The sequence below is a fragment of the Streptomyces sp. NPDC058401 genome, assembly GCF_042722885.1.
In the GTDB taxonomy this organism is placed as follows: Bacteria; Actinomycetota; Actinomycetes; order Streptomycetales; family Streptomycetaceae; genus Streptomyces.
In genome coordinates, this window is the sequence record NZ_JBHXKA010000008.1 from 88995 (window position 1) to 112665 (window position 23671).

Here is a 23671-nt window from a genome sequence, read left to right on the forward strand (position 1 = left end):
CGCTCGCCCGTCCGTCCTCGTCCGTACGAAGAACTCGAACCGCGCGGCCGGTCCGGGCATTCCCGGCACTCTCGGACACCACCCATGACCTTGGCATATGCCAGAGGAGTAGATCCAGGCAGACCGATGTGATTGAGCCATCAATCTCATCAACAGGCGCTCCACACGGGCCTCTTGGTGGCTATCGTGTGAGAGCAAGCGGTAACAACCTGCTAGGGGGAAACCGTGGCGCTGAAGCCCGAGCCGACCGCGCCGTTCCACTCGGTGCAGTACGCCCTGCGCGTACTCGAAACGGTCGCCCGCCATACCGGCGGCGTGACCGACGTACAGATCGCGCGTGAGACCGGCCTGCCCGCGGTCCATCTCGCCCCCATGCTCCTCATGCTGCGCCGGGAGGGATACGTACTGCAGGTGTCCGACGGCGCCTACGCCATCGGGGACTCGCTCGTCCTGCTCGGATCCGGCGTCGACCGCCAGCAGGCGCTGCAGGACAAGCTCCAGGACACCCTGGACCGGCTCCGGGACTCCGTCGGCGCCGCGGTCTACATCAGCCGGTACGTGGACGGCGAGGTCCGGATCACCCAGTTCGCGGACAGCCCGCGTACCCCCAAGGTCCACGAGTGGGTCGACTTCCGGTCCGCGGCGCACGCCAGCGCGGTCGGCAAGTGCCTGCTGACCCAGCTCGACCTCGACGGACGGCGCGACCACATCTCCCGGCACAAGATCGCCCGGCTGACGTCGAAGACCATCGTGAACGAGCGGATCCTCTTCTCGAAGCTGGACAGCCAGCCGGCCACGGTGCCCACGCTCGACCTGCAGGAATACGCCGTCGGAACCGTCTGCGCGGCCGTCCCGATCACCGCGGGCGCCTCGGTGGGCTGCCTCGCGCTGTCCCTGCCCGTGGAGCACGCCCACCGGCTTCGGGCCGCGGCCGACGTACTGAACCGCAAGGCCGCGCCACTGCTGCTGTCGCTGACCCTCTGAGGTCTGACCCTCTGCGAGGGGGCCCGGAAAACACTTCGGGCGGTTCCCGGTGAACCGGAAACCGCCCGAAGGACAGGTGCGCCGCCAGGGACTCGAACCCCGGACCCGCTGATTAAGAGTCAGCTGCTCTAACCAACTGAGCTAGCGGCGCCTGCTGACAGAGAAAATACTACCTGCTCCCCAGGAGTGCTCAAAACCGCTTACGGAGCGGCCCTCCGCGGCCCTCCGCAGCCCTCTCCGCGACGCCCTCGGCGACGTCCTCAGCGGCCCAGCAGATCGGCTCGCCCCTGGGCCTCGTAGGCCGCCAGGAGCCCGGTCAGGTCCTCCGCCTCCAGCCTCCGGTACGCGTCCTCGCCGCGCGGCCGCCACCAGACCGGGTCGGTGGTCCGGAAGGCCTCGCCGCGCAGGGAGACCCGGTGGACCTTGTTGGTCGCCGTGGTGGGCATGGCGCCGACGACCCGTATGTAGCGCGGGGCCATCTTCGTGCCGAGGTCGGGCTGGGCGGCGAGGAAGGACGCGAACCCCTGCGGGGAGAAGACGGCCCCGTCGCGCAGGGCCACGGCGGCCATGACCTGGTCGCCCGCCACCTCGTCCGGTACCGCGTACACGGCGACCGCGGCCGCCCGCGTCCAGCGGGCCAGGATGTTCTCGATCACCGCGGCGGCCAGGTTCTCGCTGTCGACGCGCAGCCGGTCGTCGGTGCGGCCGGCGAAGTAGAGGAAGCCGTCGGGGTCGCGGAAGAAGAGGTCCCCGGTCCAGTACCAGCCGTCGCGGGTGCGGGCGGCCTCCGCGTCGGGGTTGCGCCAGTAGCCCTCGAAGAGGCTGCGGCCCTTGTTGACCAGCTCGCCGATGGCCTCGGAGCCGTTCAGGAGCCGGCCCCGGGCGTCGAGCTCGGCGGGCGGGCATTCGCGTCCCGTCTCCGGGTCGATGACGGCCAGGTCGTCGCCCGCGCCGGCCCGGCCCAGGGCGCCCGGTGGGGTGTCGGGGGTGCGCTGGACGGAGGCTCCGCCCTCGGTGGCCCCGTAGCCCTCGACGAGGCGGACCCCGAAGCGCTCGGCGAAGCGGGCCGCGTCGACGGCGCCCGCCTCCGTGCCGAAGCCGAGGCGCAGGGTGTGCGCGCGGTCGTCGGGGCGGGGCGGGGTGGCGAGGAGGTACTGCACCGCCCGTCCTACGTAGGTGAAGTACGTCGCCTCGTAAGCCCGTACGTCGTCCAGGAACGCGGAGGCCGAGAAGCGGCGGCGCAGGGCCACGGCGGCCCCGCCCGCGAGGGCGGGGAGCCAGTCGGCGATGACGGCGTTGCCGTGGAAGAGGGGCATGCAGATGTAGTGGACGTCGTCCGGGGTGACCGAAAAGTGACGTGCCAGCGAAGCGCCGGCGCCGGCCAGCCGGCCCTGGGTGCAGATGGCGGCCTTCGGGGCTCCGGTGGAGCCCGAGGTGAAGTAGAGGAGGAGGCGGGAGGCCGGGGTCGGGCCGGGGCCCAGCGTCGCGTCGCCGGGCTTCGCGCCCGCGTACGGGGCGAGCAGGGCCTCGTACTCGTCCGTGTCCGTCACGAGCAGGCGTACGCCGGGCAGGTCGAGCCCGCGCAGGAGCGGCAGGTGGGTCCGCTCGGTCACCAGGATCCGGCAGTCGGTGTGCAGGATGTCGCGGGCCAGCTCGGGACCGCGCCGGGTGGGGTTGATCCCGGCGACGGCGGCCCCGGCGAGGGCCGCCGCGCCGAGCCAGAACGGGAACTCGGGGGTGTTGTCGAGCAGCACCCCGATGTGCGGCTCCGCCCCCGGCGGCAGCAGGTCGACGAGGAGCGCGGCGCGCGCCGCGGCCTCCCGGGCGGTCCGGTGGTGGCTGAGCACGCCGTCGGCGTACTTCAGCCCGGGCCGGTGGTCGCCCCATTGGCTCGCGATGAGCTCCGCGACGGTTTCGGGTGTCCTCGTTGGCCGCATGCCGCCGGAGAATAGCTGACGTTCCGTCAGAATTGAACGCCGCGGCGGGCCGTGGTGATCAGAACTGGACGTCGGAGCAGGAGTAGAAGGCCATCGGGGTGTCGTTGACGGTCCACACGGCGAGGATCATGTGCCGGCCGGTCTTGCCGCTCGGCATGGTGCCCTGGTGGACGGTGGTCGTGGCGGGACGGGCGCCGTTGTAGGCGACCGTGAGGAACGGCTGCGGGTCGAGCGCGGCGCGGGTGAGGGGCTTGGTGGAGTCCCAGCCGTTCTTCGTGACGTAGTAGCGGAAGTCGGTGGTGGAGTGGTTCGCGGTGAACTGCCAGCGGAAGCTGTAGCTCTGCCCGCTGGTCACCGGGGTGGCCGGCCAGGCGCCGCCGCGCGGGTCGTCGAGCTGCGCGAACTCCGAGTGGTTGCCCGCACATATCTTGCCGTCGGCGGGACCGGCCGCGGGGAAGCCCTTGAGGCCCTCCACGCTCTGCGGCTCCCACTGGATGGGGCCGCAGTCGGACACGGTCTTGTTGGCACAGAGCTTCTGGCGGCTGATCGGGGTGTCGGTGTACCCGTGGCTGCTGGCCGTGGGGGCCGTGACGAGCGCGAGGGCGGCGACGACTCCGAGGCCGACGGTGGTGGCGGTGGCCGTGGCGGCGGCCCGCTTGGTTCTGGGCATGCGGAAGGAACGCATGATGCTGATGCTCCTTGAACGTGGGGGGAAGTCCGGAGAGAGCGTGCGCACGCGTGGGGATGGGCCGTACCGGTTTCGGCGGCACGGCCCGTTCACGAGCTCTGGTGTAGGTCTAGACCAAGTTCCACAGTATTGACGGGAGTTGGCCATGTCCAGACCAACGGAAGAACGGGTGGTCCGGACCACCCGGATTCCACCCGTTCTCCTGTCGGCCCGCGTTGGCCGCTCGCGCCCGTAGGGGCTACTCGGCGCGGCCCGTATAGAAGGCGACGGTCAGGTCCTTCACGAGGGCCTTGCGCTCGTAGTCGTCGAGCTCCACGATCCCGCGCGAGGTGAGCCGGTGGACGGTGTCGTCCACCGCGTCGACCACCGAGGTCAGCACGGTGTCCCGGTGCTTCGCGTCGATCGCCGCGACCCGGCGCCGGCGCATGGCGTCCGCGACCTCCGGGGCGTACTCGATCCGGGTGGGCTGCGCCGAGAACACCTCCACGCCGACCGCCTCCGTCTCGGCCGCCAGCATCCGGGTCAGCGCGTCACCGACGGCTTCGGCATCGCGCAGGGTCGGGGCGTCCTCGTGGAACGCGTCGGCGGGAAGCTGGGACAGGACCCGGGCCATGGCCGATTCCACCTGCTCGGCGAGGTAGTCGACATGGTCCTCCACGGCCAGGGTCGCCCTGGCCGTGTCCTTGACCTGCCAGACCACCTGGACGACGACCTGGAGGGCGAGCCCGCCGGAATCCACGGCCGGCATCGGGTCGCTGCGCCAGTGCCGCAGCCGGACGTCGACCCGGCGGCGCAGCAGCAGGGGGCTGATCCAGGTCAGGCCGGTACGGCGGACGGTGCCGCGGTAGCGGCCGAAGAGGGTCAGCACCCAGGCGTGACCGGCTCGGCTGCGGCCGAGGCCGCCGAGCGCGAGGAGCGCGACGACCCCGAGGAACGCGAGCGGGGGCCAGAACCGTGCCTGCAGCCCCCGGTACGGGCGGGGCTCCGCGCCGAACGCCAGCGCGAGGGCATCCGGGACGGCCCCGGCCCGCCAGAGCACGACGGCGCAGCCGGCGAGCGCGATCCCGCCGACGGCCACCGCGACCCAGCCGGGCAGCACGGGACCCCGGTGCTCATGGAGCCGGTCGTCACCACGGGGCACGCGGCGCCCGGGGGCGGGGCGGGCCTTCGCCCGCGGGCGCGTCTCCGACTGGGCGGGGTGGTTGGGGTGGTCCGGGTGGCCCGGGTGGCCCGGGTGGCCCGACTGGCCCGGGTGGCCCGACTGGCCCGACTGGCCCGGGTTACTCGACTGACCCGGGTTACTCGACTGGCCCGGGTGGCCCGACTGCGGCCGGCTCGGCTGCGGGCGGGCGGCGCCGCGGAACGGCAGGTGCACCGGCACCTCCGTCACCGCGAGCCCGCGCGCCGGGCTGGTACGGGCCGGGGCGATGGGGGGCAGGTCCTGCGTGTCGTCCTCGGCGATCCGCGCCACGGCCCGGGCGACGACCTCGGCGATGTCACCGCCGTCGGCGATGCCGGGGCCGGGCACGACTCCACGACCGGGCGCGGGGTCGGGGGTGGCGGGGGCGGGGTCGGCGGTGCCGACGGCGGCGGCGGCGGTGGCGGGGGCGGCGTCTGCGGGGGCGGCGGTGCCGCCGGTGGCGACGTTGAGGTCCGCAAGGTCGCCGGTGCCGCCGGTGGCGGGTTCGGCGTTCGCGAAGTCCGCGGTGGCGCCGGTGGCGACGTTGGGGTCCGCAAGGTCGGCGGTGCCGCCGGTGGCGGGGTCGGCGTCCGCGAAGTCGGCGGTGCCGGGTTGCCCGTCCGCGGTCTCCCGTCCGAGGCCGTCGCCTCCTGCGAGGCCGTCGCCACCTGTGAGGCCGTCGCCGGCGGGACCGTTGCCAACGAGGCCGGTGCCGACGGGCCCGTTGCCGACGGGGCTGCCGCTTACAGGGGCGGCGTCACCGGCGGTGCCCGGAGCGGGCACGGACCAGGTCAACTCCCGCCTGTCGGCCGTGTCGGCCGGCTCGGACAGGTCCCGTACGGGGTACGGGTCCGCGTACCCGGCCTCCGGGGCGGGGCCCGGAACCGCGTGCTGCGGGGCGCGGCCGTGCTCGGCGGACGAGCCGCCCTGCCCGGGCAGGTCCCAGGCGGCGGGCGGACCCGCATGCTTCGGGGCGTGCTCCGCGGCGGCGTACGAGCCCTCGCCGGACGGAGTCCGCACCACCGCCGCGGTCGCGAGGGGCACGCCCGCGGGGGCTGGGGCGGCCGGGGGCCAGGCCTCGTCCTGCGGGTGCGGCCGGGCGCTCTCGGCCTCGGGACTGCGCAGCCGGAGCGTGGCCGCACCGGCGTGAGCCGCCTCGTCCTGGGGATGCGGAATGTCGACCCCCGGCTCGGCCTGGACCCGCGCCGCCGGTACGTCGCTGCGCGCGGCGGGCGCGTGCGCCACACCGCCCGAAGCCTGCCCCGCCCCGAGGACGGACCCGTCGCCGTCCCCGCCGCGGACGCCCGCGCCGGGCCCGGAGGACTCGGCCCCCGGCGCCCAACCGATCACCTCGGACGCGACGGCCCCAGAAGACACCGAGACGGCCGCCACCCCCTCACCCTGCACAGCCACGGAGCCCCCACCCCACCCGGCAACGACCGGCTCGGACATGGCCCGGTCGGACATGGCCCGCTCGGAGCCGACCCGCTCGGGCACGGCTTGGTCCGACACGTCCCGGTCGGGCGCGGCCGCCAGGCGTGCGCCCAACTCGGCGTCAGCCCCGGCAAAAACCCGCCCTGTCGCAACCGATACCGACCTGGCCCGGTCGTACTCACCCGACAGCTGTGAGCCCCGCTCGGTACCGACCTCGGCCACTGCCCGCCCTGCGGCAACCTGCACAGCTGCGGCAGACGCATACGCGTCCCGGTCGGGCGCGCCCGAGCGCGAGCCCCGCTCGGTACCGGGCTCGGCGTCGGCCGCTGCCCACCCGGCGGCGGCCGGAGCGGACGCGGACTGCGCGGAGGTGGCCCGGTCAGAGCCTCCCGGCACGTGCGAGCCCCGCTCGGTGCCCGACTCCCCGGGCGCGACCGGCACGGACGCGGCCCGCCCCGGCCCGGCCGGAACGCCCCACCGGGGGCCGGCCGCTGCCGGGGCGGCTTCGCCCGGCACGCCTCCCGCCCGTGCGGCTCCGCCCCGGGCCCACCCGGCGGCATCCGGCGCGGACGCGGCCGGCTCCGGAACGCCCCACCGGGGTCCGGCCGCTGCCGGCGTGGCTCCGGCCGGGGTGCCGGCGTCGGCCCCCGCTCCGCCCGGACCCACGGCGGCCGGTGCGGCTCCGCCCGGCACGGCAGCGGTCGGCGCGGCTTCGCCCGACACGGCGGCAGTCGGCCCGGCAGCGGCCGGTGCGGCCCCCGCCGGGGCAGCGCCGGTCGGCGCGGCGGCCGTCGGGGCGGCTCCCGCCAAAGCGGCGTCCGCCCAAGCGGCTCCCGCCGGTGCAGCCGGTGCAGCCGGTGCAGCCGCCCCGGCTTCGCCCGAGTGGGCTTCCGCACGGGGCTGCGGCTCCGCCGCTGCGCCCGGCTCCGGCGGAGCGAGGGGGTGCTGTGGCGGGGTCGCCCGCCGGGGGGTCGGGTGCGGGGGGATCTGGAAGGTGCCTGTGGTCGATGTCGTGCGCGTGGGGTACATCGTTGCCTCCGTCATGCGAACAGCCGGCGCCAGGTTTCCGGGCCCGGGTAGCCGTCGGCCTGGGCGCCGCGCCAGCCCTGGGCGCGCTGGAACGCCTCGACGCCGCGGCGGTCGGCCTCGTCCCAGCGGGGGCCCGGACCGGATGTGTAGTACGTGCCGAAGCCCTTCTTCACCAGCTGGCGGCCAAGGGCGGTGATGGCCGGGTGGGACGCGCCCGGCCGGAAGAAGGACGCCCCCGGGTAGGCGGGCTTGCCCGCCGGGCCCGGTGCGGCGCCCGTGGTGGGCGGGATGTCCTTGCCCTGGTGCTGGGCGAGCAGCCGCCAGGTGTGCGCGCCCGGGAGGCCGTCGGCGTCCGCGCCCGTCCAGCCCTGGGCGCTCTGGAAGGCCGCGGTCGCCAGCCGGTCGGCGTCGGACCATTTCGTGCCGACGCCCTTCGGGTAGAAGCGCAGCCCGCCGCGGTCGGACAGCATCCGGCCGAGCTGGGCGACGTAGGCGTTGTCCGTGCCCGGCCCGAACTTCGACGCTCCGGGGTAGGTGGCCGAGACGGCGCCCGTGCCGCCCGGTGCGGGCGGCTCGCCCGTGGCCGGGGGCGCGGGCAGGACTCCGCCCGTCACCCCGTTGAACCGGTACGGGAGGTACTTCACCGCGTTGCTCCAGTACCCGTACGGCGTGGCCAGCTTCCGCGTGATCGGCCGGGTCTGCTCGTAAGCGACGTAGTGCGTGCGCGTCTCGTCCACCCAGCCGCCGAAGAGCACGACGTGCGAGCCCTTGTTGGGGTCGGCCGGGTTGTGGAAGAGCAGCATGTCTCCGGGGAGCAGCTCGTCCTTCGTGATCCGGGTCGCGAACTTGTCGAGGCTGCCGGTCCACTCGTTCGTGCCGAGGTTCCAGGCCATCGAGACGAAGCCGGAGCAGTCCTGCCGGTACCCGTCCGACCAGTACTGCTCCATGCTGTACGGGACCTGCGCGTCCAGCCACAGCTTCGCCCGGTTGATGATCGTCGCCCGGTCGGTCCGCCGCACCGCCGAGGGCGCTCCGGGCACCCCGGCGGGCTTGGCGGGAGTGCCCTTCGGCCCGTGCAGCGGGGCCCGGCCGCCCTGCGGGGTGCCCGGGTCGTCGAGGGCGACCCGGCCGCCGGGGCCCGGTGTCGCCGCCGCTGCCAGGGATGCGCCCCCTCCGCCGAGGACCACCCCCGCGGCGGTGGCCAGCACCAGCACCCGGCGGGCTCCGCGCGCGGCCGGGTGTCCGCCGTCGCGCAGCGGTATGGCCCGGGCACGGGCGAGGGCGCGGCGGCGCTGGGCGCAGCCCTGGCACGGGCAGTCGCCGGTGGGTTCGTACTCCTCGAAGGAGGCCAGCGGCATCGGCGGCAGCGCCTCGGCCGTCGACGCCACTTCGTACTCATGCGTCGGAGGCTGCATCGTCATGCGGTTCCGTCCACTCCCCTGCTCGTCGCCGGTCGGCCGGGACCGCATCTGGCGGGGCATCAGATTCGGCCTGGCCCAGACATATCGTGCACGACAAAACCCCCAAACATGGGTTAATCGGACAGAACGCGCGCGGCTTGTCACGAGCACCCGCAGCGGTGGGGTAGAGTTTTCCCTGTCACCAAGCGCCGCTAGCTCAGTTGGTTAGAGCAGCTGACTCTTAATCAGCGGGTCCGGGGTTCGAGTCCCTGGCGGCGCACAGACGCAAAGAAGCCCCACGCAGTGAAAGCTGCGTGGGGCTTCTTCGTGCTTCCGGGGTGTGCGGTTCGGGCCGCCGGTTCAGGACGGTTCGGGCCGCCGGTTCACACCGCCGTTCCGGGGCGGACTCCGACGCCCGTCAGGTACGCCGACACCACCACGTTCGCCGAGTACTCCTTGGCCGCCTTGTCGTAGGTCCCGCCGCAGGTGACCAGCCGCAGCTCGGCCCGGCCGCGGACCCTGGGGCCGTACACCTTGGCGGGGTCGAAGCCCTCGCGCTCGTGGACCCGTACGTCCTCGATCGTGAACTCCGCCACCGAGCCGTCGGCCCGCACCACCCGGACCTTGTCGCCCTTCTTCGCCGAGCTCAGGCCGTAGAACACGGCCGGCTTCGACTTCGTGTCCACGTGCCCGACCAGCAGCGCTGTCCCGGCCGTGCCGGGCTGGGCGCCGCCGCGCCACCAGCCGACCGTGCCCGGATTCTCGTACGGGGGCGGTTCGATCGCCCCCTTCGCGTCGAGGTCCCGGACGATCACCGGGGCCTGCACACCGAGGGACGGTACGTCGACCCGCGCGGGCGCCGCCGGCCCCAGCGGGGTGTGCGCCGCGGGCATGCCCGGGGCGGCCGGTCCACCGGCCTGGCCGGGCAGGGGTATCGCCACCCCGGTGATCTCGCGGCCCCACAGCCACAGGCCGAGGACCAGCACCGACCAGGCCGCGAAGGTCAGCAGCCGGTTCCCGCCGGAGCTCCGCTGCTCCGCGCTCATCCGATCACCCGGTCACTCGCCGCTGCGGCGGCGGCGCAGGGTCAGCGCCCGGCCGGCGACCGCGAGGGTGGCGGCGGCGGCGAGCACGGCGCCGATCACCGTGTGCGGCAGGCCCGGGCCGTCGCCCGTGTGGCTCTTCTTCGCCGCCGCGGCGAGCTGCGCGGAGTCCGCGGCCTCGGCGCCCTCCGCCGCGCCCGCCGCCTTCGACTTCGCGGCGATCTCCTCGGACATGCCGCCGCCGCCCGCGTGGACCGGCCAGACGGGTGTGTGGTGGGGGTCGGGCCGGTGCTCCCGGCGGCGCTCGACCTCGATCGTGCCCCACTCGCGTTCGCCGCCGCGGCCACCGCACTTGATCTTGATGTCGTGGCGGCCGGGCTCGGCCCAGGAGCGGATCATCGCGTCGCCCCACAGGGTGCGGCGGTCGTCGCGGCCGGTGGAGAGGCGGACCTCGGAGACGAAGGCGACGGACGAGGCGACGGCCCAGTCCTCGTCGCAGCCGCGGACGCGCAGTTTGACCTGCGCCCCCGGCTCCGCCGGATTGGGGTCGGCCGAGACGCTGCCGCGTTCCCGGTTCCAGTCATCCTCCCCCGCGAAGGCGAAGGGAGCGGTCACGGCGGACAGGGCCGTCAGGGCGACGGCCACCCCGGTGACACGGAGAGCGATCAAATCACTGCGCATGGTGAACCTCCTCAACAAGGAGATTCACGCGCGGCGCGCCGCTCCGCATCCGGAGCGGCGCCCGCTTGGCCCGTACGTGTCAGCCGTACGACCTAAACCAGATCGACCAGATCGGCGATGGAGTCGAACGTGTGGGTGGGCCGGTAGGGGAACTTCTCGGTGTCCTCGACCGAGGTCAGACCGGTCAGCACCAGGAAGGTCTGCATGCCCGCTTCCAGCCCGGCGAGGATGTCGGTGTCCATCCGGTCGCCGATCATCGCGCTGCTGTGCGAGTGCGCGCCGATGGCGTTCAGGCCGGTGCGCATCATCAGCGGGTTGGGCTTGCCGGCGAAGTACGGCTGCTTGCCGGTCGCCTTGGTGATCAGCGCGGCGACGGCGCCCGTGGCGGGCAGCGGGCCCTCGGTGGAGGGGCCGGTCTCGTCCGGGTTGGTGCAGATGAAGCGGGCGCCCGCGTTGATCAGGCGGACCGCCTTGGTCATGGCCTCGAAGCTGTACGTCCGGGTCTCGCCCAGAACCACGTAGTCCGGCTCGTGGTCGGTCAGGACGTAGCCGATGTCGTGCAGGGCGGTGGTCAGGCCGGCCTCGCCGATGACGTACGCGGTGCCGCCCGGACGCTGGTCGTCGAGGAACTTCGCGGTGGCCAGGGCCGAAGTCCAGATGTTCTCCACCGGGACGGACAGGCCCATCCGGCTCAGCCGGGCCTGGAGGTCGCGCGGGGTGTAGATGGAGTTGTTCGTCAGCACGAGGAAAGGCTTGCCGGACTCGCGCAGCCGGTTGATGAAGGCGTCGGCCCCGGGGATCGGGGTGCCCTCGTGGATGAGGACCCCGTCCATGTCGGTGAGCCAGGATTCGATCGGCTTGCGCTCTGCCACTGGACTGTTCTCCGCTCTCGGTGGCGTCTGACGTCTGTGACGTCTGTGACCTCTGGTCTCTACCACCTTATCCGGGCCGGACCGCGGACGCGGTGGGCGTCCACGGCCCGGACCGTACGGCGGAACGGGCTCCGGCGAAGGCCCGTCGAGGGCTCCCGCCGAAGGTCCCGTACCCGCCGGAAGAAGGGCCTCAGCCGAGCTTGACGTTGTCCACGGTCCAGTACCAGTTGTTGCTGCCGGCGTAGCGGAAGCGGACCTGGACGTCGGTGGCGCCGGCCGGGACCTGGAGCGCGATCGACTCGGAGCGGGCGACGGCGTCGGCGGTGTAGCTCTTGACGACCGAGGCGGCGGCGCCGTTGTAGGAGACCAGGACCTGGGCGGTCTGGCCGGCCTCGTGGCGGTAGTGCGTCTGGAAGGTCAGGTTCTTCGTGGTGCCGCCGGTGACCGCCCACTTGGGGGTGGCCAGGGTGGAGTCGTAGGAGCCGGTGTGGCTCTTGTCGTCCCACTCGTCGGAGTCGGCGACGGCGAACACGTCACGGGAGCGGACGTTCAGCTCGCGCCACTGGTCGCGCTGCGACTGGCTCCAGAACTCGTCGGTGGCGAAGGCCCAGCCGGCCCACTCGGTGACACCGCCGGTGCCCATCTTGGAGTTGTCGACCGACCAGCCGGCCGGCGGGGTGTGCGTGAAGCCCTTGGTGCCGGCCGGAATGCCCGTCTCGTCGACGCGCGCCTGGAGGCTGGGGCGCAGGGTGTCGAAGGCGTCGCCGTCGTCGGGGGCGCCCAGCGCGATGCCGTCGATCGCGGAGCCGGGGTTGACCCCGACCTGGGCGAGCGCGGTCGCCGCGACGTCGACGAGCCTGACGTCTTCGCGTACCGAACCGGCCGGGATTCCGGCGCCCTTGGCGAGGACGAAGGTGCCGCGCTCCTGGATGGTGGAGCCGCCGTGGCCGCCGGCGTTGGTGTGGCCGTGGTCGGTGGTGACCAGCACCTTCCAGTTCTCCTGGGCGTAGGTCGGGCGGCTCTGGACGGCGTTGAGGAGCTGGCCGACGAGGACGTCGACGCGGGCGATGGCGTTCAGGTACTCCTGGCTCGCGGCGCCGGAGGAGTGGCCCGCGTGGTCGATCTCGCCGAGGTAGACGAAGGCGGCGTCGGGGTTCTGGTCGCGGAGCTCGGCGGAGGCCGCGGCGGCGATCTTCGGGTCCTCGCTGCCGTAACCGTCGCGGTCGCCCTTGAGGTTCAGGCGCTTGTCGACCTTGGCCGAGAAGATCGGGCCGTTCTGGTCGGTGGAGGTGATGGGCTCCCAGTCGGCGGCCGCATAGGTGTTGAGCGCCGGGTTGGCGTTCTCGATGCGGGTCAGGAAGTCCGGGTAGGCCGTGTAGTTCTTGCCGGTGAAGGAGTTGTCCTTCACCCCGTGCTTGTCGGGCCAGACGCCGGTGGCGATCGTGGACCAGCCGGGACCCGAGGAGGTGGCGGCCATCGGGTTCGCGTACAGGGTGCTGCGGGCGGTCAGGCCCTGGGCCATCAGGCCGTTCAGGTGGGGCGCGTTGGCGGCCTTGATGCGGTCCAGGACCGCGCCGTCGATGCCGATGACCAGCACCTTGTTCGCGGCGGCAGCGGCGCCGGTTTCGTCGGCGGTCGCGGCGTGGGCCGCGAGACCGGTGGCGAGCAGGGCGGTGGCGGTGGCGGCCACGGCGAGGGTCCGTCCGGACAGGACAGTGGGCACGTACTCCTCCGGGAGTAATCGTGGGGAAGGCGCAGGGGACGTACGGGGCATGCGGTCGTACGGGCATGCCGTCGTGCGGACGTACGGTCGTGCGGCAACGCGAGCGAGCGTACGGCGGGGCCGGACCGAAGACGAGGCTCGGTCCAGACCCGTTATCCGCTCGTCACTATCCCGGTCGTGGGTGACCGGGAGGCGACCAGTCAGCTTCCGGTGGCCGACTTCCACGCGTCGACGTAGCCGGTGAGGTTCTTGTCGATGTCGGCCCAGTCCGGCTCGAAGATCTCGACTCCGGTCATGAGCTTGGTGAGTTCGACGGCATTGGCATCGGTGGGCTTGACGTCCGTGCGGGCGGGGAAGCCGCCGCCGACACCGCTGACCAGCTTCTGGGCGTCCTCGGTGAGCAGGTAGTCGAGGAGCTTCTTGCCGTTCTCGGTGTGCGGGGCCTTGTCGACGAGGCCGGCCGCGTACGGGAGGGAGAAGGTGGTGGGCCGGCCACCGTCCTTGGCGGGGAACCAGATGCCGAGGTTCGGCATGGACTTGGACTGCGCGAAGTTCATCTGGACGTCGCCGTTGGCGACGAGCAGCTCGCCCTTGTCGGTCTTCGGCGCGAGCTTGCTGGTGGAGGAGGACGGGCCGACGTTGTTGGCCTGGAGCTTCTTCAGGTACGCGTTGGCCTGCTCCTTGCCGCCGAAGTCGTGCATCGCCTTGATGAGCACGGCGGTGCCGTCGCCCGCGACGCCCGGGGTGGAGTACTGGAGCTTGCCCTTGTACTTGGCGTCGAGCAGCTCTTCCCAGGTCTTGGGGGCCGCCGTCAGCTCCTTCTTGTTGTAGATGAAGCCGAAGTAGTTGTTGACGACCGAAGTCCACTTGCCGTCGGCGGACTTGTTCGCTCCGTTGACCTTGTCGGCGCCCTGCGGCGTGTAGGCCTGGAGGAGGCCCTTGCCGTCGGCCTGCTGGATGAAGGGGGGCAGCGTGATCAGGACGTCGGCCTGCGTGTTGGTCTTCTCGCGGACGGCGCGCTGCACCATCTCCCCCGAGCCGCCCTCGACGTACTTGACCTCGATGCCGGTCTTCTTCGTGAAGTCGGCGAAGACCTTGTCGTACCAGCCGTCGCCCTTGTCGCTCTTGAGGCCGTCGGCGCTGTAGACGGTGACGACCTTCTCGCCGCCGCCCTTGGTGTCGGCGGAGTCCGCGGAGCCCCCTGAGGACGAACCACCGCAGGCGGTGAGGCCGGCGGTGAGGGCGAGGCTGCCGGTGACGGCGGCGGTGATGCGGAGGAGTCTGTTGCTGGGCATGGAACTTCCTTACGGGGAAAGGGAGTCAGCAGGGGAAACAGCAGGGTGCGGCCGGGGTCCGGCAGGGGATCCGGCAGGAGGTCTAGCGGTACGTGGCCCTGGTGCGGACGCGGGAGACGGCCAGCAGGACCAGCAGGGTGGTGGCCATGAGGACCACGGCGACGGCGGAGCCGCTGAAGAGCGAGCCGCGGTCGGTGGCGGTGAAGATCCGGACCGGGAGGGGCATCCAGTCCGGCGGGTAGAGCATCATCGTGGCGCTCAGCTCGCCCATGGACAGGGCGAAGCAGAGCCCGGCGGCCGCGGTGAGCGACGGCAGCAGGAGGGGCAGCTTGACCCGACACAGCACGTACGCGGGGCGGGCGCCCAGGGAGGCCGCCGCCTGCTCGTACGCGGGGTCGAGACGCACGATGGCAGCCGAAACCGACTGGTGGGCGAACGCCGTGACAAGAATGGTGTGCGCCAGGATCACGATCGAGCTGGTGCCGTTGAGGAGCAGCGGCGGCTTGCTGAAGGCTACGAGCACGGCGAGGCCGACGACCACGGACGGCACGGCGACGGGCAGCACGAACAGGGCGTCCAGGGCGGCCTTGCCGCGTTTGCGCAGTCCGGCGGCGGCGAGCGCGGCCCAGGTGCCGACGGTGAGCGCGATCAGGCTCGCGGCCAGGGCGGTGAGCAGCGAGGTGGTCAGGGCCCGGAGGGATTCGCCCCGGACGGCGGCGGCGTAGTTCTCGGTGGTGGGGCCGGAGGGGAAGGCCCCGGACCAGTGCGTGGAGAAGGACGCGGCGACCACGACGAGCAGCGGCAGGGCGAAGAGGGGCAGGAAGAGGAGGCCGAAGAGGCTCCAGGCGGCCCAGCGGCCGCTCTTGCTATGCACCAGCACGCTTGCTCACCACCCGGTAGAGGCCGAACAGGCCGACGGAGATCACGATGTTGACGACGGCGACCACGCAGGCGGCGGCGTAGTCGGATTCGAGGATCGCCTTGCCGTAGATGAGCATCGGGAGCGTGGTGACGTCCTTGGCTCCGGTGAACAGGACGATCCCGAACTCGTTGAGGCACATGACCAGGACGAGGCTGCCGCCGGCGGCGAGGGCCGGGAGGGACTCGGGGAGGATCACCCGGCGGATGATGCGGCCGGGCTTCGCGCCGAGCGAGGAGGCCACCTCCAGCTGGGCGGTGTCCAGTTGGGAGAAGGCGGCGAGCAGCGGGCGCATCACGAAGGGCGTGAAGTAGGTGATCTCCGCGAGGAGGACGCCCCACGGGGTGGTCAGGAAGTGGAAGGGCCCCTCGGCGACGCCGAAGGTGTCGGTCCACAGGCCGTTGGCCATGCCGACGGTGCCGTAGACGAAGAGGAGGGCGAGGGTGATGAGGAAGGAGGGGAAGGAGAGGAAGACGTCGATGAACTTGGCGACGGCGCGGGCCCCGGGGAACGGGACGAAGGCGATGACCAGCGCGAGCGCGAAGCCGAGGACCAGGCAGCCGGCGGTGGCGCCGACGGCCAGCCAGACCGTGGTGCCCAGCGCCTCGCGGAAGGAGTGCGAGGCGAAGACCGAGGCGTAGGCGTCGAAGGGCCCGCCCCCGTTCTCGGGGGACAGGGACTGCTGGACGACCAGCGCGAGGGGGTAGAGGAAGACCACCGCGAGCACGGCGACGGGAGGCACGGTCCACAGCCAGCCGGGCACGCTACGGGGCGCACGTGCGGCCTTCGCCGCGAAGCCGTCGGGGGCTCCGGCCGGGCTTTCGGGCGGGCCGGGGGCAGGGCTTCGTACGGGCTGGTGGGGCTGGTGGGGCTGGTGGGGCTGGTGGGGTATGACCGCGGCTTCGGGGGCGGCTGCCGGTCCGGGGGTGCGCCGGTCCGTGGCCTCAGCCATCGGTGACCCCCGCGGACAGGAGGACCGCGTCGCGGGGCTCGAAGTGCAGGGTGACCCGGTCGCCCAGCGCCGGGGTTTCGCGCAGTTCGGGCAGGTCGGCCTTGACCCGGTGGCCCTCGATGTCCACGTAGAGCCGGTGGGTCGAGCCGCGCCACTGCACCTCGGTGATGGTCCCGCTCAGTGCGTTGGGGCCGGCGCCGAGGCCGAGCAGGTGCGGGCGTACGCACAGGGTGGCGGTGGCGCCGGCGGCCGCGCGGCCGGGGTCGAGGGTGAGGGGGTGCCCGGCGAAGAGCGCGCCCCCGTCGGCGACGGTGACGGGCAGCAGGTTGGCGTTGCCGACGAAGGAGGCGGTGAACTCGGTGCGCGGGGCCCGGTACAGCTGCTGCGGGGTGCCGCAGTCCTGCAGGCGGGCCTGGTCCATGACGGCGATCCGGTCGGCCAGGGTCAGCGCTTCGACCTGGTCGTGGGTGACGTAGAGGATGGACACGTCGGGGAGTTCGCGGTGCAGGCGGGCCAGTTCGGTGAGCATCCCGGAGCGCAGCTGGGCGTCGAGCGCGGACAGCGGCTCGTCCAGGAGGAGGACCCCGGGGCGGATGGCGAGGGCGCGGGCGATGGCCACGCGCTGCTGCTGCCCGCCGGAGAGTTCGCGGGGGTAGCGCTTGGCGTAGGCCGCCATCCCGGTCATCTCCAGGGCCTCGGCGACGCGGCCGGGGATCTCCGCCTTGGCCGCCTTCTGCGCCCGCAGGCCGAAGGCGACGTTGTCCGCGACGCGCATGTGCGGGAACAGCGCGTACTGCTGGACGACCATGCCGATGCCGCGCTTGTGCGGCGGGAGCGCGGTGACGTTCCGGCCGCCGATCAGGATCCGGCCCGAGGCGGGCCGGACGAAGCCGGCCACCGCGCGCAGGGCCGTGGTCTTGCCGGAGCCGGAGGGGCCGAGCAGCGCCATGACCTCGCCGGGCTCGACGGTCAGGTCGAGGGAGTCCAGGACGGTGTTGCCGCCGTAGGCGACCGAGACCGAGTCGAAGCGGATGCCGCTCACGCGCCGGGCTCCCGCTCCTGGTCCGACCGCGCGAGGAGGGCGGGGAGTTCGGCGACGGAGCCCAGGACGTGGGTGGCGCCGTGCCCGGTCAGGGCCGCGCGGTCATGGGCGCCGGTGAGGACGCCCGCCACGATCCCGGCGCCGGCGCGGACCCCGCTGAGCATGTCGTACGCCGTGTCGCCGGCGACCACGGTCTCGCGCACGTCGGCCACGGCGCCGGTGCGCAGGAAGGCGGCCAGCACCATGTCGGGGTAGGGCCGGCCCCGGCCGCCCGCGTCGGCGGGGCACAGGGTGAGGTCGGCCAGGTCGTGCCAGCCGAGGGCGTCGAGGATGGCGTCCTGGGTGACGCGGGCGAAGCCGGTGGTGAGGACCACGGTGCGGCCGTCGGCGCGGAGCTTTTCGACGGCCTCGCGGGCGCCGGGGATCGGGGCGATGAGGCCGCCGTCCACGAGTTCCCCGTAGGCCTGCTCGAAGGCGGAGTTGGCGCGCTGGGCGAGGTCCTCGGCGCCGAAGAGGTGGCGGAAGACGGAGATCTTCGACTCGCCCATGGTGTCGCGGACGTACTGGAGCTTCGCGGCGTGGTCGGCGCTGCCCGGCTCGACGCCGAGGCGCTCGGCGGCCCGCTCGAAGGCGCGCTCGACGAGGCCGCCGTCGGCGACGGTGGTACCGGCCATGTCGAGGACGATCAGGCGGCGGGTGTCGGTCTTGGTCTTGGTCTTGGTCTCGATCTCGGTGTCGGTCATGGTGCTTACCAGCCCAGTTCGTTCGCGGTGGTTTCGGCTATGGCGGGCGAGCAGGTCATGCCCCGCCCGCCGGGCCCGGTCACCAGCCAGACGCCGTCGGCCACCTGCTGGCGGTGGACGACGCGGGTGGTGTCGGTGCACTGCGCGTACACGCCGGCCCAGCGGCGGCGGATCTGCGGCAGCGGGCGGCCCAGGAAGGACTCGACGACCTCGGTGAGGTGCGTGTAGGGGTCTTCGAGGGTGTCGAACGCGAAGGGGTGCTCGTACTCGTGGGTGTCGCCGATGGTCAGTCCGCCGTCCTGGCGCTGCACCATCAGGAGCTGCATCTTGTGCGCGGCGGCGATCGGCGCCTGGGCCTGCTCGGCGTTGAGTTCGTCGAGGGCTTCGCTCGTGTAGGCGGGGTAGTAGCGGAAGCTGTCGGCGTCGGCGACCGAGGTGGTCAGGGTTTCGCCGAGCGGGGCGGTCTGCATCATCTGCAGCCGGACACGGCGCACGGGCAGCTCGGGGACCAGTTCGCGGACCAGGCCGGAGAGCCAGGCCCCGGTGGCCAGGATCACGGCGTCGCCCCGGTGGACGTCGCCGTGGTCGTCGCGGACGGCTCCGCTTCCGACGACCTCGCGCACTTCCCGTCCGGGGAGGAAGGTGTAGCGGCCGGACGCCTTGAGGGCTTCGCGCAGGTGGAGCTGGGCGGTGCGCGGTTCCACGGCCGCGTCCCGCTCGCACCACAGGGCGGCCTCGAACGCGCCGCGCAGGGCGGGGTTGAGCGCCCTGGCCTCTTCGGCGGTGACCAGCTTGTAGCCGCGGGCGGCGGCGTCGGGGCGGGCCACGGCGGCCTCGGCGACGGCGTACTCGCGGGAGCCCCGCACCGGGGTCAGCGAGCCGATGGCGCGGAAGCCCAGGCCGGGCACCCGCTCACCGATCGACTCCCAGAGCTCGCGGGCCCGCAGGGCGGTGTCGAGCTCCTCGCCCCCGGCCCGGCCGCTGACCCAGATCTGGCCGAAATTACGCAAGGACGCGCCGCGGGCCTCCGCTTCTCGCTCGATCTGGACGACCTCGTGGCCGCGTTCCACTGCTTGCCAGGCGTGCATGGTGCCTACCACGCCGCCTCCGACGACTATGACTCTCACGTGCTCCAAGGTGGCGGCGGTCCGTGACCCCGGAGGATCCCCCGGGCGACGACCCGGTGAACAGCCTCCGACGCTTGGACTAGACCCGTTACCGTTCCGTGATGCGAGTTCGCCCTCTTTGATCTCATACGGGGGCCTTGGTAGGGACTATTCGGGCTGAAGGTGGGTCGTGAAGCTGAACCGGTCGCCACGGTAGAGAGAACGCACCCGCTCCAGCGGCCTGCCCTCCCGGTCCCGGGAGAAACGGTGGATGAGCAGCATCGGGAGCGCGGGCGGGGTACCGATCAACAGGGCTTCGCGGGGGGTGGCGAGGACCGTTTCCAGCTTCTCGTCGGCGTCGCCGAAGGAGATGCCGAGGCTGTCGTGGAGGTAGCCGTAGAAGGAGGAGTCCGGCTGGAAATCGACGTCGAGGCGGGGGGCGCGGGCGACCCGGACGTACGTGCTCTCCAGCCCGACCCGCTCCTCGTCGGCGAGCAGCACCCGTTCCAGGTGCCAGACCGGCTCCCCGGGCTCGGCTCCGATGCCGGGGGCCACGGCGGCCGGGCAGGGGAAGCATTCCAGGCCGATCAGGTGGCGGCCCGGGGTACGCCCCTGGCGGCGGACGCCCTCGGTGTAACTCGCCAGCGACAGGGGCTGTTCGAGCTTCGGCCCGGCGGCGACGGTGCCACGGCCCGAGCGGCGCAGCCGGCCCTCCAGCAGCAGCTCGCGCAGGGCCTGGCGGACGGTCTCGCGGGAGACTTCGTACTGCTCGGCGAGATCGCGCTCGGTGGGGAGGAGTCCCCCCTCGCCGAGCTCGTCGAGCAGCCCGGCGATGCGGGCCTTGACGGCGTAGTACTTGGGGATGCGGCCGTGCTCGGGAATGCCGGAGCGGACGGGCAGGCCGGGCTGGTGGTGGTGCGCGTACGCGGTCGGTTCTTCCACCCTCGGACTCTACGTGGACCGCCGCTACGGGAACTTCCCTACGAGGACTGCGGGCCCTGCTGCCCCTTGCGCCGCAGTCGGCGGGCCCCGATCAGGAGTCCGCCGCCGCCGGCCAGGGCGGCCGCGGCGCCGGCCCCGTACACCCAGGACCCCGGGGTGCGGCCGGTCGCGGCCAGCGCTCCGGCCTCGCCGATCTCCGTGGCCGTGTCCGTGCCCGTGTCCGCGTCCGCGTCCGGGCCCTGGACCTCGAACCGGTAGCCGCCCGCCTCGCCGATCCAGTCGCCGTCGTCGCCCTTGCGCTGGACCAGCGCGGCGTCGGCGACGGCCTCGCCGCGCGGGGCATCGGCGGCGAAGGCGAGCCGGACGGGGACGGTCACGGAACCGCCGGGGCCGACGGTGAAGCCGGAGAAGGCGTCGCCGCCGTCGAAGACGGCGACGATCTCGTCCCGGTCGGTGCGCTCCAGGCTCACGGGGAGGGCGTGCCCCGGGGCGGCCGCGGCCGCGCCGGGGGCGTCGAACTCCATCCGGAAATGGGCGGGGCGCAGGGCGTGGGCCGGGTCGGTGAAGACCACGACGGGGTGGATGGCGGTGCACTGGGTGGTGGTGGTGTTGGTGAGGTCGAGGTACCAGGTCTGCGCCTGACCGCCGGTGCGGTACACCGCCGGCCCACCACGGATCCGGGCGCCGATCGGAAACTGCGTGCCCTTCCCGTCACCGCAGCTGGCCTCCACCCGCGAAGGCAGCGCGGGCGCGGGCCGGGCTCCGCCGCCGTTGCCGATGTCCGCCGATGCGGTGGGGACGCCGGCAGCCACGAAGACGGCTGCCAGGGCAAGGGCTTTGCGCAGTCGCATGAGGAACCCCTACTCGCCGACGCCAACCGAACGACCGAACGACCCATAAAACGATTGCCACACAACCCGACAATCACCCCGGCCTTGCCCGCACCCTCCCACGCCCACCCAACCCCCTGTCCAGCACCACGCCCACCTTCCCCCGCTTTCCCCCCATTCGGCGCACACCATGACCAGACACCACGGAGGGATCCAGAGGGGGCGGGCGCAGCGATATCAGCCGGACGCAGCCAATCCAGCCGTCCGGCGTTTGAGGACCGGGGTCTGGGGCGGAGGCCCCAGGAGGGGTCCGGGCGCAGCCCGGCACCCCCCTCCCAGCCCGTCCGGCGCTTGAGGACCGGGGTCCGGGCAGAGCCCGGGGAACGGCGGAAGGGCGGGTAGGGGACTCCGCCCCGCAGGGCCAACCATCCCCACCCGGAACGGGACGGGCAAGGCCGGGCCCAGCCCACCGACACGCACCCGCCACACCCCAGCCAGGAGCCAGAGGGCAAGGGCCAGCAGGGCCAAGGGCCAGGGGGCCACCGCCAGGCCCGCTCACTCCCCCCGCCCGAACAACGGGCCAAGCACCAACTCCGCCGCCCCCTCCGCGACACCCCCCTCCGCCAGCCCAACCCCCACCGCACCCCCCACAAACGCCCGCGCCCCCAAAACCTCCCGCACCCCCGCCAGGAAAACGCCCGGCGCAGCCGCCACCACCCGCCCCCCGAGCAGCACCCGGTCCACATCCAGCAGCGCGACCAGGTTCGCCGCCGCCTCCCCCACGATCCGCGCCGCTTCCTCCAGCCGGCCGCCGGCCACCGCGTCCAGGCACAGCACCTCCGCGCACCCGCGCCCCCCGCACCGGCAGGCCGGCCCGTCCAGTTGCAGCACCTGGTGCCCGAACTCCCCCGCCGCCGAGCGCCGCCCCCGGTAGATCTCTCCGCCGCCGGTGAGCCGGAGCCCCGCCCCCAGTCCGGTGCCGACGTGCACGTACGCCACGGCCTCCCCGAAGCCGGCCCCGCCGAAGCCGGCGCGGGCCCCGGCCGCGACCCCCGCGTTGGTGTCCTTGTCCACCCGCACGGGCACCCCCAACCGCCCCTCCAGCACCTCCCGCAACGGGAACCCTTCCCATTCCGGGAACCCCGTCACCCGCCCCAGCACCCCGGTCCGCCAGTCCAGCGGCCCCGGCGCGGCCACGCCGACCCCGAGCACCGGCCGGTCAAGGCCACCAACCCGCAGCCGCCCGACCGCCCGCACCGCCTCCTCGACCACCGCCTCCGGCCCGGCCCCGAAGTCCAGCGGAACGCACCCGCCGTCGACGACGCGGCCCGCCAGGTCGACCCGTACCGCCGTGAGCTCGTCGCGGTCCAGGTGCAGCCCGATCGCGTACCGCGCCTCCGGCACCAGCCGCAGCAGCGTGCGCGGTTTGCCGCCCGTGGACGCCTCGCGTCCGGCGTCGGCGACCAGCCCCTCGCCCCGGAGCCGCGCCGCGATCTTGCTGACCGCCTGCGGGGTGAGTCCCGTACGCGCCGCGAGGTCCCCGCGGCCGAGGCCTGCGGGTCCGGCTCCGCGCAGGAGGTCCAGTACCAGCGCGTCGTTGTGCCCGCGCAGCACCGGCAGATTCACGCCCGCGCCGCCACCACTCGCCTCACCCCTGCTACCCCTGCTACCCCTGTCCACCTGGCCATTGTCCACCCTCCTTGCACTTAAGCAACAGTGTTGCCAAAGTAGAACCATGAACGCCTCCGCCCCCGCCTCCCCCCTCCGCGTCGGACTCGTCGGCTACGGCCTGGCCGGTTCCGTCTTCCACGCCCCGCTGGTCTCCGCGACCGAGGGCCTGGTCCTCGACACCGTCGTCACCTCCGACCCGGGCCGCGCCGCCCAGGCCCGCGAGGCCTACCCGGACGTCCGGATCGCCGCCTCCGCCACCGAGCTGCTCACCCAGAGCCCCGCCCCCGACCTCATCGTCATCGCCTCCCCGAACAAGACGCACGTCCCCCTCGCCACGGCCGCCCTCACGGCCGGCATCCCGGTGGTCGTGGACAAGCCGCTCGCCGCCACCGCCGCCGAGGCCCGCGAGCTGGCCGCGCTCTCCGACCGGACCGGGACCTTCCTGTCGGTCTTCCAGAACCGCCGCTGGGACAACGACTTCCTCACCCTGCGCCGCCTCCTCGCGGACGGCGAGCTGGGCGAGGTGCAGCGCTTCGAGTCCCGCTTCGAGCGGTGGCGCCCGCAGCTCAAGGGCGGCTGGCGGGAGTCCGGCGCCCCCGAGGAGATCGGCGGGCTGCTGTACGACCTCGGCAGCCATGTCGTGGACCAGGCGCTGGTGCTGTTCGGTCCTGCCGTACGGGTCTACGCGGAGGCCGACGTGCGCCGCCCGGGCGCCGAGGCGGACGACGACACCTTCATCGCCCTCACCCACGCGAGCGGGGTCCGCTCCCACCTCTATGTCAGCGCGACCACGGCCCAGCTGGGCCCGCGCTTCCGGGTACTGGGCTCGCGCGCGGGCTACGTCAAGTACGGACTGGACCCGCAGGAGGGGGCCCTGCGCGAGGGCCTGCGGCCCGGCGACCCCGAGCGGACCTGGGGCGAGGAGCCCGAGCACCTGTGGGGCCGGCTGGGCTCCGGGGAATCGCCGCTGACCGGCGGGGGCACGCCGGTACGGACCGCGCCTGGCGACTACCCGGCGTACTACGCGGCCGTGGCGGCGGCCTTGCGCGACGGCGGCCCGGCCCCCGTCACGGCCCTGGAGGCGGCGCACTGCCTGGACGTGCTGGAGGCGGCCCGCCTGTCGTCGCGGGACGGCTGCACGGTCAAGGTCTGAGGCGCTCGGGCCCCGGCCGGCCGGGGAAAAGGGGAAGGGGAGGCGCC

Annotated in this window: 19 protein-coding genes and 2 tRNA genes; 3 read left to right on the forward strand and 18 right to left on the reverse strand. The window is 73.4% G+C overall.

What is annotated here, in order from left to right; genetic code table 11:
- Positions 1-225 precede the first annotated feature (225 nt).
- Entirely contained in the window at positions 226-984 is a 759-nt protein-coding gene (locus tag ACFWNV_RS04980) for an IclR family transcriptional regulator (protein ID WP_383940608.1), read from the forward strand.
- Positions 985-1061: 77 nt separating this feature from the next.
- Here the strand turns inward: ACFWNV_RS04980 and ACFWNV_RS04985 are convergent.
- The 5 genes from ACFWNV_RS04985 to ACFWNV_RS05005 form a co-directional block, all read right to left on the reverse strand.
- A tRNA-Lys gene (locus ACFWNV_RS04985) sits at positions 1062-1135 on the reverse strand.
- 109 nt (positions 1136-1244) lie between these two features.
- On the reverse strand, positions 1245-2921 hold the full coding sequence (locus tag ACFWNV_RS04990) for an AMP-binding protein (RefSeq protein WP_383940611.1): 1677 nt from the start codon (positions 2919-2921) through the stop codon (positions 1245-1247).
- Positions 2922-2979: 58 nt separating this feature from the next.
- A complete protein-coding gene (locus tag ACFWNV_RS04995; RefSeq protein WP_383940614.1) occupies positions 2980-3606 on the reverse strand; it encodes a lytic polysaccharide monooxygenase in 627 nt (208 codons plus the stop codon).
- Positions 3607-3847: 241 nt separating this feature from the next.
- Positions 3848-6202, reverse strand: coding sequence for an SPFH domain-containing protein (locus ACFWNV_RS05000; protein WP_383940616.1), 2355 nt, complete (start codon positions 6200-6202; stop codon positions 3848-3850).
- 1061 nt (positions 6203-7263) lie between these two features.
- Entirely contained in the window at positions 7264-8610 is a 1347-nt protein-coding gene (locus tag ACFWNV_RS05005) for a peptidoglycan-binding protein (RefSeq protein WP_383940662.1), read from the reverse strand.
- A 248-nt stretch (positions 8611-8858) separates the two neighbouring features.
- On the opposite strand from ACFWNV_RS05005, the gene ACFWNV_RS05010 reads away from it, so the two are divergent.
- Positions 8859-8932: transfer RNA gene (locus ACFWNV_RS05010), tRNA-Lys, on the forward strand.
- Between the two features lie 103 nt (positions 8933-9035).
- Here the strand turns inward: ACFWNV_RS05010 and ACFWNV_RS05015 are convergent.
- The 13 genes from ACFWNV_RS05015 to ACFWNV_RS05075 all read right to left on the reverse strand — a co-directional run bounded on the left by ACFWNV_RS05015 (position 9036) and on the right by ACFWNV_RS05075 (position 22426).
- Positions 9036-9698: a class F sortase gene (locus ACFWNV_RS05015; RefSeq protein ID WP_383940619.1), complete on the reverse strand. Its 663-nt coding sequence runs from the start codon at positions 9696-9698 to the stop codon at positions 9036-9038.
- Positions 9699-9710: 12 nt separating this feature from the next.
- On the reverse strand, positions 9711-10376 hold the full coding sequence (locus ACFWNV_RS05020; protein WP_383940623.1) for a hypothetical protein: 666 nt from the start codon (positions 10374-10376) through the stop codon (positions 9711-9713).
- 92 nt (positions 10377-10468) lie between these two features.
- Positions 10469-11248, reverse strand: coding sequence for an HAD-IIA family hydrolase (locus ACFWNV_RS05025; protein WP_243337185.1), 780 nt, complete (start codon positions 11246-11248; stop codon positions 10469-10471).
- A gap of 190 nt (positions 11249-11438) precedes the next feature.
- Positions 11439-13022: an alkaline phosphatase family protein gene (locus ACFWNV_RS05030; RefSeq protein WP_383940626.1), complete on the reverse strand. Its 1584-nt coding sequence runs from the start codon at positions 13020-13022 to the stop codon at positions 11439-11441.
- 149 nt (positions 13023-13171) lie between these two features.
- Positions 13172-14266 (reverse strand): 2-aminoethylphosphonate ABC transporter substrate-binding protein, encoded by a 1095-nt coding sequence (locus ACFWNV_RS05035; protein ID WP_383940628.1) that lies wholly within the window; start codon positions 14264-14266, stop codon positions 13172-13174.
- A gap of 82 nt (positions 14267-14348) precedes the next feature.
- Complete coding sequence (locus tag ACFWNV_RS05040; RefSeq protein WP_383940630.1) at positions 14349-15146, reverse strand: ABC transporter permease; 798 nt, start codon at positions 15144-15146, stop codon at positions 14349-14351.
- Positions 15133-16137 (reverse strand): 2-aminoethylphosphonate ABC transporter permease subunit, encoded by a 1005-nt coding sequence (locus ACFWNV_RS05045; RefSeq protein ID WP_383940632.1) that lies wholly within the window; start codon positions 16135-16137, stop codon positions 15133-15135. The genes ACFWNV_RS05040 and ACFWNV_RS05045 overlap by 14 nt, the downstream gene beginning before the upstream one ends.
- A complete protein-coding gene (locus ACFWNV_RS05050) occupies positions 16130-17179 on the reverse strand; it encodes an ABC transporter ATP-binding protein (RefSeq protein ID WP_383940635.1) in 1050 nt (349 codons plus the stop codon). The genes ACFWNV_RS05045 and ACFWNV_RS05050 overlap by 8 nt, the downstream gene beginning before the upstream one ends.
- Positions 17176-17922, reverse strand: coding sequence for a phosphonatase-like hydrolase (locus ACFWNV_RS05055; protein ID WP_383940638.1), 747 nt, complete (start codon positions 17920-17922; stop codon positions 17176-17178). Before ACFWNV_RS05055 ends, ACFWNV_RS05050 begins: the two co-directional genes overlap by 4 nt.
- Before the next feature lie 5 nt (positions 17923-17927).
- Positions 17928-19049 (reverse strand): TIGR03364 family FAD-dependent oxidoreductase, encoded by a 1122-nt coding sequence (locus tag ACFWNV_RS05060; RefSeq protein ID WP_383940641.1) that lies wholly within the window; start codon positions 19047-19049, stop codon positions 17928-17930.
- Between the two features lie 147 nt (positions 19050-19196).
- Entirely contained in the window at positions 19197-19970 is a 774-nt protein-coding gene (locus tag ACFWNV_RS05065) for a GntR family transcriptional regulator (RefSeq protein WP_383940644.1), read from the reverse strand.
- A gap of 38 nt (positions 19971-20008) precedes the next feature.
- Entirely contained in the window at positions 20009-20821 is an 813-nt protein-coding gene (locus ACFWNV_RS05070; RefSeq protein ID WP_383940646.1) for a hypothetical protein, read from the reverse strand.
- Between the two features lie 534 nt (positions 20822-21355).
- The gene (locus tag ACFWNV_RS05075; protein WP_383940649.1) at positions 21356-22426 is read right to left on the reverse strand and encodes an ROK family protein; all 1071 of its coding nucleotides are present in this window, start codon (positions 22424-22426) and stop codon (positions 21356-21358) included.
- Positions 22427-22535: 109 nt separating this feature from the next.
- Here ACFWNV_RS05075 and ACFWNV_RS05080 point away from each other — a divergent pair, with 109 nt between their 5' ends.
- Positions 22536-23624 carry a Gfo/Idh/MocA family oxidoreductase gene (locus ACFWNV_RS05080; RefSeq protein WP_383940652.1) on the forward strand — a complete coding sequence of 363 codons (1089 nt, stop codon included), beginning with the start codon at positions 22536-22538 and terminating at the stop codon, positions 23622-23624.
- The last annotated feature ends 47 nt before the right edge of the window (positions 23625-23671 follow it).